This is a genomic window from Methylobacterium sp. WL8 (genome assembly GCF_008040045.1).
In the GTDB taxonomy this organism is placed as follows: Bacteria; Pseudomonadota; Alphaproteobacteria; order Rhizobiales; family Beijerinckiaceae; genus Methylobacterium; species Methylobacterium cerastii.
In genome coordinates, this window is record NZ_VRVF01000057.1 from 24,080 (window position 1) to 32,772 (window position 8,693).

Sequence of the window (8,693 nt, forward strand, 5' to 3'; positions counted from 1 at the left end):
CCCCGGCGGGAATGCCGGGGCCTTTTTCATGCGCGCGGTGGCTTCCTCTCCCGAAAAGGAAAGGGATCGGGCTCGGGCTCGGGCTCACACCGCGCGCAGGGGCTTCTCCAGCACCGCGAGCACGCGGGCGAGGTCGGCGCCGCGCTTGAGCACCACGCCGGTGGCGGCGACCACGGCGTAGGCGCCCTGGCGGCGGGCGAGCTTGGGGTCCTTCTCGATCCGGTAGAGCGGCATCTCGGAGGTGCGGCGGTAGATCGAGAACACCGCCTTGTCCCGACGGAAATCGAGGGCGTAGTCGCGCCATTCGCCCTCCGCGACCCGGCGGCCGTAGAGGTTGAAGATCGTGCGCAGCTCGTGCCGGTCGAACGCGATCTGCGGGGCGGTGGACGGGCTGGGGAAGGGCACCACGCGGGCCGTCGACTCGTCTGTCCGGATCTCGCCGCTTGCGCGCTCGCTCATCGTCCCTCCGCCGTGGGTCCTGCTACCGATCGTTGAGGATGGGCCTCGGGCGGCCGGCCCGCAAGGGTCCCGGACAAGGCCGCGTTCACCGATTCGTTCGTTGCGGACAGGACACGCCCAAGAAACAAATGCCGCGGTTTCGCCCCGATCACGCCTTTCCCGGGCCGTGTTGCGACTCGACAACGAGGGCCGAACCCTCGTCGGGTCGTGCCCCGACGGTCGTCCGCATCCCGAGCTCCCCAGCCCGCGGGCGTCACCGGACCGCACGACGCGACATCCCAGAGGTTTCGAGACCCAAGGACTTCAGGCCGCCCGCAAGGGCGGCCTTTTTTGTTCGCGCCCGGCGCGCTGAGCAGGAACGCGCAAACCCTGCCGAAACCCGCTATGAGGCGGGCCGACCATGACCGACGCCCGCCCGCCCCGCTTCGACGACGACTTCCGGCAGGCGCTCGACGACCTGTTCGCGTGGCGCCGCGACGTGCGCCGCTTCCGCGCCGACCCGGTGGACGAGGCCCTGCTGCGCGAGAGCCTGGCGGCGGCCCATCGCAGCCCGTCGGTCGGCAACAGCCAGCCGTGGCGCTTCGTGCGCGTCGCCGACCCCGCCCGCCGCGCCGGCGTGGTCGCGAGCTTCGAGCGCTGCAACGCCGACGCGGCCCTGCGCTACGACGACGAGACCCAGGCGCGCTACCGCGCCCTGAAGCTCGCGGGCCTGCGCGAGGCCCCGGTGCACCTCGCCGTCTTCTGCGACGACGCGACGGAGGCCGGCCACGGCCTCGGCCGGGCGACCATGCCGGAGATGCTGCGCTACTCCGTGGTCGGCGCCGTGCAGACCTTCTGGCTCGCGGCGCGCGCCCGCGGCCTCGGCACCGGCTGGGTCTCGATCCTGGAGCCGGCCCGGATCGGGACGCTGCTCGACGTGCCGGAGAGCTGGCACCTCGTCGCCTACCTCTGCGTCGGCCTCCCCGTGGAGGAGCACGCCGACCCCGAGCTCGTGCGCCACGGCTGGCAGGCGCAGGACGCGACGGCCGCGCGTCTGTTCGAGCGGTAAAGCAAATCCTTCGACAAACGTTCGCCTTTGTCGAAAGGACATCGAGCGCTTTTTACCGTCTTCCGCGAAGAGCGTGAGCAAACCCGCAGTCCTCGAAGGACGAGCTGGAACGCAGAGCTTGGCCGTGGATTACTGCTGCAGCGAACGGTCACGCTCTGCGAAGGAAATCCCCAGATGTCGGTCAGGAAATACGTGTCCACGGGCCTCGGCGGCGCGATGCTGGCCGGCCTCGTGGCGACGCCGGTGGCGGCGCGCGAGGTGGTGCCGTTCGCGGACGGGGCGATGCCGGGTTCGGTGGTGATCAGCGTCTCGCAGCGCCGGCTCTACCTCGTCAACGGCGACGGCACTGCGATCCGCTACCCCGTCGCGGTGGGGAAGCCCGGCAAGCAATGGTTCGGCACCAAGGCGATCGACGGGAAGTACGTGCAGCCGGCCTGGTCGCCGCCGAGCGAGGTCAAGCGCGACAACCCGCGCCTGCCGAACCTGATCGCCGGCGGCTCGCCGCACAACCCGATGGGCGCCGCGGCGATGACGCTCTCGGGCGGCGAATACGCCATCCACGGCACCAACCGCCCGAGCTCGGTCGGCACCTGGGCCTCCTACGGCTGCATCCGGATGTACAACCAGGACGTGGTCGATCTCTACGACCGCGTCTCGGTCGGCACCCCGGTCTACGTGACGCGCTGAGGATTGGCTCCAGAACCCCGCAAGATCAGGCGGCGGCCGGCGCCGTCGCCTCGATCGCCGTGAAGGTCTCCAGGATGTGGTAGGTGTGCACGGTCCCGGCCGGCACGCAGTAGGAATCGCCCGGCTCGAGCGCGACCGTCCGGTCCTCGAGCACCAGCTTGGCCCGGCCCGAGATCACGTAGCCCACGGTCTCGTAATCGGACGTGGTGCTCGGCTTGTCGTCGGCCGGCGGCTCGTCGCGCCACATCCGCATGCCGACCAGCTCGCCCTTCGCCAGCGCGACCTCGCCGTGGGCGCCGCTCGGCGCATCCTTGCTCGATACCTTGGTGATCATCGGGGGCCTCGTCTCGCACTGCGCTTCGCGAGCCCAACAGCAGGCTCGCCCGGTCGTTCCGGCGGCTTCGCGCGACCAACGGCCCCGTCTGGTCGGAACTTGCGATCAGAAGTCGACGGCGAGCCCCTTCACCTCCCAGTCGTCGTAGCGCACCGGTTCGAGCCCGCCGCGCCCGAGGCGCTCGGGGGCCGCCGAGACCGCCGCCGCCCGCGCGTCGATCGCCCTGCGGCGCTCGGCCGCCTCCGTCAGGGCGCGCTCGGCCGCCGGGGTGAGGGGACGGGCGGCGGGCTCGCCGCCGGATTCGACTGGACCGGCTTCGGCGGCGTCGGGATTGGTTTCAACTTGCATCGGACTCGCTCAAATGGGAGGGCATCGGGGTCCGGCGGCGGGTTGCCGGCACGAAGGGTCGTTCGAGAAGTGGCATCCATGGGCAGAGGGCGCAACGCGTCCGGGCCGGCGCGGGCGGCGGGCGCGACCAAGGGTCCGCGCCCGGGGCCGAAATCGACACCTGAATCCGCAGCGGACGCGGCCGGCCTCGCCGCGCGCCGGGTGGCGCAATCCGTCGTCGCCGACCTTTTGGGACAGAACCGCGCCCTCGCCCTGGAGGATGCGCTGGCGCAAGGCGCCCGCGTCGCGGGGCTCGACGCCGCCGACGCCGGGCTGGCGCGGGCCATCGCCACGGTCACCTTCCGCCGGCTTGGCTTCCTGAAGGCGGCGCTCGCCGCGCGGATGGAGCAGGGCCTGCCCGAGGACAAGCCGCGCCTCGTCGCACTCCTCGCCACCGGCGCCGCGCAGATCCTCGACCTCGCCGTCCCCGACCACGCCGCGGTCGACCTCGCGGTGCGGCTCGCCAAGGCCGACCCGCAGGCGCGGCATCTGGCCGGCCTCGTCAACGCGGTCCTGCGCCGGATCGTGCGCGAGCGCGAGGCGATCCTGGCGGAGGCCGGCGATCCGCTCGAAGCTAACACCCCGGATTGGCTGGCCGCGCGCTGGCGCGCGGCCTACGGGCCGGAGACCGCCGCCGCCATCGCCCGCGCGCACCTGGGCGGCGCCGCGATCGACCTGACGCTCAAGGGCGAGGCCGGCGACTGGGCCGAGCGCCTCGGCGCGGTGGCGCTGCCCACCGGCTCGCTCCGGCTCGGCGACCTGCGGGTCCCGGTCTCCGAGCTTCCCGGCTTCACCGAGGGCGCGTGGTGGGTGCAGGACGCCGCCGCCGCGATCCCGGCGCGGCTCCTCGGCGCGCGCGCGGGCGAGCGCATCGCCGACCTCTGCGCCGCACCGGGCGGCAAGACCGCCCAGATCGCGAGCCAGGGCGCCGTGGTGACCGCCCTGGACCGTTCGGCCCCGCGCCTGGAGCGCCTGTCCGAAAACCTCGCCCGCCTCGGGCTGACGGCGGAGGTCGTCGTCGGCGACGCGCTCGCCTTCGATCCGCCGGAGCCGTTCGACGCGGTGCTGCTCGACGCGCCGTGCTCGGCCACCGGCACGATCCGCCGTCACCCGGACGTCGCCTGGACCAAGACGGAATCCGACCTGATCCGCCTGCACCTCCTCCAGGCGCGCCTCCTCGACAAGGCCGCCACCCTGGTGCGGCCGGGCGGGCGCCTGGTCTACTGCACCTGCTCGCTGGAGCAGGAGGAAGGCGAGCGCCAGGTCGCCGCCTTCCTGAAGCGCAACGCCGCCTTCGAGCGGGTGCCGGTTCGCCCGGACGAGGTCGGCGGCCTCGACGCCCTGATCAACGCCGACGGCGACCTGCGCACACTGCCGGCCCACCTCGAAGGTTCGGAGAGCCAGCGCGGCGGCCTCGACGGCTTCTTCGCGAGCCGACTGCGGCGGAAGGACTAGCGCAGCGGCAACCGCCGGCTCGATTGCCACGCGGTCCCGCGCCGCCCTATCAAGCACGAAGAAGCCGCCCCGACTCGGAGGGCGGCCGAAGACGAAAGTATTTTCAAGCGAGGTGGATGCCGGCTCGCGTGAAGAAAATGCGACCACACAATAGGAGAGAGCATGTTCCGTGATCCGGAGATCACGGAACATGCTCTCGGCGGGCCGACGTCGCCCGGCCTCGGGGGAACGCGATGCAGAGCTTCGTTCGGGCCAAGTTGCACGGCATCCGCGTGACGGGCGCCGACCTGAACTACCACGGCTCGATCACCCTGGACGCCGACCTGTGCCGCGAGGCGGGGCTCGACCCGCTCGAGTTCGTCGAGATCTGGAACAAGATGTCGGGGGCGCGGATCAGCACCTACGTGCTGTACGGCCCCGCCGGCTCGCGCTGCTGCATCCTGAACGGCGCCGCCGCCCGCACCTGTCAGGTCGGCGACGAGGTCATCATCGCCTCGGCGAACTACGGCGACGTCGAGGACGTGATCGCCCACAAGCCGCGGGTGCTGATCTTCGGCGAGGGCAACAGCGTGGTCGACCGGATGGTCTACGACGTGTTCCGCGACGCGGAGGGCCGCCTCGACATGCGCATCCTGGAGGCGGCGACCGGCGCCGAGGAGCCGCCGCGGGTGGCGACCCACATCCGCGTGGCGTGAGCGTCGGCGGCCCGGCCTCAGGTGGCGGAGAGCGCGTGCGGCGTGCGACGCTGGTGCCGAATGAGCGAGAGCGTCAGCCCCGACACGGTCAGCAGGTCGCAGGTCAGGCCGAAGACCGAGCCGACGAGGCCGTTGTGGACGGCCCAGCACAGGCTGGCGCCGAGGAAGAGGCGCCGCATGCCCTGCGGGTCTCCCTGCAGGCGGGCGCCCGTCGCCAGGAGGGCGCCGAGGCCGGCGCAGGCCGACGGCCAGCCGCTCCAGGTCGCCAGGGTCATCCCGACGGTGACCAGCGTGGTCGCGGCAAAGAGCGGGGCGACCCAGGCGGCGCGGCCCTCGGGCCCGATCGCCCGCATCGAGACGAAGTTCTGCAGGACGGCGATGGCGCACATCGCCGTGCCGGTGAACGCGCCGAGATGCAGGTAGTGCAGGCCGAAGGCGGCGGCGCAGCCGGCGGAGGCGAGGAGCATCCCGCGCCGATGCGGCATGATCCCGGCGATGAAGCCGAGGAGGAGCCCGAGGGTTCCGAAGAGGTCGAGATGCGGCTTCGCCGCGGCCCATCCGATCAGGGCCAGCTCGATGACGGTCATGGTCCACGCCCGGTCGGCGCGGAAGCGCGCCGCACTCGGTGCAAGGCGCTAGGTCGTCATGGTAACCGGTCGGTTAACGGCGTTTTCCGCAAGGCGCCGCCGTCGCCGCAGCGCAACAGCGGAGGGCCGCCTGCGGGGAGGGCGCGTGCTGCGACCGCGATCGAGCGGATCAGTCCGCGGCGCGCACGCTCCGCCCTTCAGGCCGTGCCGCCGACCGCCCGGTCGCGCCCGGCGCCCATGCCGGCGAGCCCCGCCGCGGCGATGATCGTCGCGAACAGGGCGGCGGGGAGGACCCAGCCGTCGGTGGCCTCGTGGGCGAGGCCGAAGCCGAGGGGCCCGAGGGAGGCGAAGACGTAGCCGATCCCCTGCGCCATCGCCGAGAGGGCGCCGGCCGAGGCGGCGTCGCGGGTGCGCAGGACGAGGAGGCTGAGGCCGAGCCCGAAGCAGCCGCCGATGCCGAGGCCCAGCAGCCCGGATGCGGGGAACCGCAGACCCTCCGGGCCGAAGGCGAGGACGAGGAAGCCGCAGAGCGTCGCGGCCAGCACCGCGAGGATCCAGCCGCGCTGGTCGCGCACGCGCGCGGCGAGCATCGCCACCACCAGCGCGCCCGGCGCCTGGTGCAGGGTCACCACCGAGGCGACGAGCCCGGCATCCAGCGCCGAGAGGCCGCGCCCCTGCAGGATCGCCGGCAGCCAGCCGAACAGCACGTAGGCCAGCGAGGATTGCAGGCCCATGAAGGCGGTGACCTGCCAGGCCAGCGGATCGCGCAGGAGCGAGCCCGGGGCGGCGGCCGCCGCGCGCTCCGGCACGGCGCGGGTCAAGGGCGCCCAGGCGAAGGCGGCGACGAGGGCCGGCACGGCCCAGACGGCGAGCGCCGCCGGCCAGCCGCGGCCGAGCGCCTGCTCGATCGGCACCGCGAAGCCGGCGCCGGCGGCGGCGCCGAGGCAGAGGGTCATGGTGTAGAGCCCGGTCATCGCCCCGGCGCGACCGGGGAAGTCGCGCTTGACCACCGCCGGCAGCAGCACGTTGGCGAGCCCGATGCCGAAGGCGGCGACCGCCGTGCCGGAAAACAGCGACGCGAAGCCGCCGAGACCGCGCAGGGACAGGCCGGCCGCGACCACGACGATGCCGAGGAGCACGCCGCGGTCGGCGCCGAGCCGGCGCAGGACGAGCGGCGTCAGCGCGCAGGCGAGGCCGAGGCAGAGGACGGGCAGCGTGGTCAGCACCGCGGCGCCGGCCGCCGAGAGCCCCGTCGCCTCGCGGATCGACGAGAGCAGCGGCCCGACGGTGCTCAAGGCCGGACGCAGGTTGAACGCCACCGCCATCAGCCCGCAGGTCAGCAGCAGGGGCGGGACGGGCCGCGACGGCCTCACGCGAGCCGCCGGGCCCGGAGGGCGCCCGCGAGGCAGGCGGCGAGCATCGCCGCGAAGGGCCAGTCGCCGACCCGGCCGTAGAGGGTCCCGCCGAGGATGCGGACGGGGAGGTCGGCGTCGAGCACCGCCTCCTGCTCGATCGGTAGCTGCGCGACGACGCGCCCGTGCGCGTCGATCACCGCGGAGATCCCGGTGTTGGCGTCGCGCACCAGCGGCAGGCCCTCCTCGACGGCGCGCAGGCGCGCCTGCGCCAAGTGCTGGCGAGGGCCCGGCGTGTCGCCGAACCACGCGTCGTTGGTGACGTTCAGGATCAGGCCCGGGGGCCGGTCGGCGCCGGCGGCCCCCGCCGGCAGGATCGCGCCGGGGAAGATCGCCTCGTAGCAGATCGTCGCCGCCACCGGCGGCAGTCCGGGCACGTCGAGGATGCGCTGGCCGGCCAGCGTGCCGGCGGAGAAGCCGCCCGGCACCGCCACGAACTGGCGCAGGCCCAAAGCCCGCAAGGCCGCGTCGAGGGGGGCCGGCAGGTACTCGCCGAACGGCACGAGGTGGACCTTGTCGTAGCTGTCGACGATGCGGCCGCCGGGCTCGATCGCCATGATCGCGTTGAAGTAGCGCAGGCGCTCGCCGGGCAGCGGCTCCTCGGCGCGGGCCGCACCGGTGATCAGGTGCTGGCCTGGCGCCAGCCCGGCGCCGACCTGCGCCATCGCGGCCGGATCGCGCTGGATCAGGAACGGAAACGCCGATTCCGGCCAGAGGATGTGGGTCGGCGCCGCGCCGCCATCCTCCGGCGGGCGCCGGGTCAGCTCGACGTAGCGATCGACGATGTCCTGCCGGTTCTCGGGGCGGAACTTCGCGTCCTGCGGCAGGTTCGGCTGCACCAGCCGCAGGCGCACCCCCACCACGACCGGGTCGGCCTCGGGATCGACGCGCTCGGCGCCGTAGAGCGCCATCGCGGCCAGCACGATCGCGGCGGCGGCGCTCGGGCCGAAGCGGCTGCGCGGATGCGAGCCGGTGGCCAGCGTCGCCGGCGCCGCGCAGACGAGGATCGCGAGCACCGTCAGGCCGTAGAGTCCGACGAGCGAGGCCGACTGCATCAGCCAGAGGTTCTGCCCGACCGCCATGCCCAGGGTGTTCCAGGGGAAGCCGGTGAAGACGTGCCCGCGCACCCATTCGGCGCCGGCCACCCCGAAGGCGAGGCCGGCGATGCGCCCCGGGCCGCGGACCCAGAGCAGGCCGGCGACGGCAAAGCCCGCCGCGTAGAACAGCCCGAGCGCCGCCGGCAGGCCGAGGACGCCGAGCGGCAGCGCCCACAGGAAGACGTCGGCCTCGACGAGGAAGGCGGAGCCGAGCCACCACAGCCCGGCGAACAGGTAGCCGAAGCCCCAGGCCCAGCCGATCAGCGCGCAGGGCCATAGCCGGGCGGGCCGCGTACTGCGCGAGCCGGCCGTCCCGTCCACCAGCCAGATCGCGACGGCCAGCGACACGGCGAGCGCCGGCAGGAACCCGAAGGGCGGCATGGCCAGGGCGCCGAAGCTGCCGGCGAGAAAGCTCGCGCCCAGCCGGCGCCAGCCGCGCAGGAGCATGACGCCGCCCGCCAGGCGCGCGACCGGACCACCCGGCGACGCGGCCGCCGGCGGCGCTTCGGAGGCGGGCGTCACGGGGCGGGCG

At 73.7% G+C, this 8,693-nt stretch carries 10 protein-coding genes; 4 read left to right on the forward strand and 6 right to left on the reverse strand.

Going from position 1 to position 8,693, the window contains the following annotated elements; all coding sequences use genetic code 11:
- Positions 1-84: 84 nt before the first annotated feature.
- On the reverse strand, positions 85-459 hold the full coding sequence (locus FV234_RS18560) for a DUF2794 domain-containing protein (protein WP_147750571.1): 375 nt from the start codon (positions 457-459) through the stop codon (positions 85-87).
- A 400-nt stretch (positions 460-859) separates the two neighbouring features.
- Between FV234_RS18560 and bluB the strand changes: the two genes are divergently transcribed.
- Both bluB and FV234_RS18570 read left to right on the forward strand, forming a co-directional pair.
- Positions 860-1,507, forward strand: coding sequence for a 5,6-dimethylbenzimidazole synthase (gene bluB, locus FV234_RS18565; protein ID WP_147750572.1), 648 nt, complete (start codon positions 860-862; stop codon positions 1,505-1,507).
- A gap of 174 nt (positions 1,508-1,681) precedes the next feature.
- Positions 1,682-2,194, forward strand: coding sequence for a L,D-transpeptidase (locus FV234_RS18570; RefSeq protein ID WP_147750573.1), 513 nt, complete (start codon positions 1,682-1,684; stop codon positions 2,192-2,194).
- Positions 2,195-2,219: 25 nt separating this feature from the next.
- On the opposite strand, the gene FV234_RS18575 is transcribed toward FV234_RS18570, so the two are convergent.
- Positions 2,220-2,528, reverse strand: a complete 309-nt coding sequence (locus FV234_RS18575) for a cupin domain-containing protein (RefSeq protein ID WP_147761886.1) — start codon at positions 2,526-2,528, stop codon at positions 2,220-2,222.
- Between the two features lie 105 nt (positions 2,529-2,633).
- Complete coding sequence (locus tag FV234_RS18580; protein ID WP_147830912.1) at positions 2,634-2,876, reverse strand: DUF1674 domain-containing protein; 243 nt, start codon at positions 2,874-2,876, stop codon at positions 2,634-2,636.
- 78 nt (positions 2,877-2,954) lie between these two features.
- On the opposite strand from FV234_RS18580, the gene FV234_RS18585 reads away from it, so the two are divergent.
- Both FV234_RS18585 and panD read left to right on the forward strand, forming a co-directional pair.
- Positions 2,955-4,370, forward strand: coding sequence for an RsmB/NOP family class I SAM-dependent RNA methyltransferase (locus FV234_RS18585; protein WP_147754666.1), 1,416 nt, complete (start codon positions 2,955-2,957; stop codon positions 4,368-4,370).
- 233 nt (positions 4,371-4,603) lie between these two features.
- Complete coding sequence (gene panD / locus FV234_RS18590) at positions 4,604-5,065, forward strand: aspartate 1-decarboxylase (protein ID WP_147754665.1); 462 nt, start codon at positions 4,604-4,606, stop codon at positions 5,063-5,065.
- A gap of 17 nt (positions 5,066-5,082) precedes the next feature.
- Here the strand turns inward: panD and FV234_RS18595 are convergent, their stop codons facing one another.
- From FV234_RS18595 to lnt, 3 genes are all read right to left on the reverse strand, one after another.
- Positions 5,083-5,652 carry a YgjV family protein gene (locus FV234_RS18595; protein ID WP_147754664.1) on the reverse strand — a complete coding sequence of 190 codons (570 nt, stop codon included), beginning with the start codon at positions 5,650-5,652 and terminating at the stop codon, positions 5,083-5,085.
- Positions 5,653-5,849: 197 nt separating this feature from the next.
- On the reverse strand, positions 5,850-7,025 hold the full coding sequence (locus FV234_RS18600; RefSeq protein WP_238272112.1) for an MFS transporter: 1,176 nt from the start codon (positions 7,023-7,025) through the stop codon (positions 5,850-5,852).
- Entirely contained in the window at positions 7,022-8,608 is a 1,587-nt protein-coding gene (gene lnt, locus FV234_RS18605) for an apolipoprotein N-acyltransferase (protein ID WP_238272118.1), read from the reverse strand. Before lnt ends, FV234_RS18600 begins: the two co-directional genes overlap by 4 nt.
- Positions 8,609-8,693: the final 85 nt, after the last annotated feature.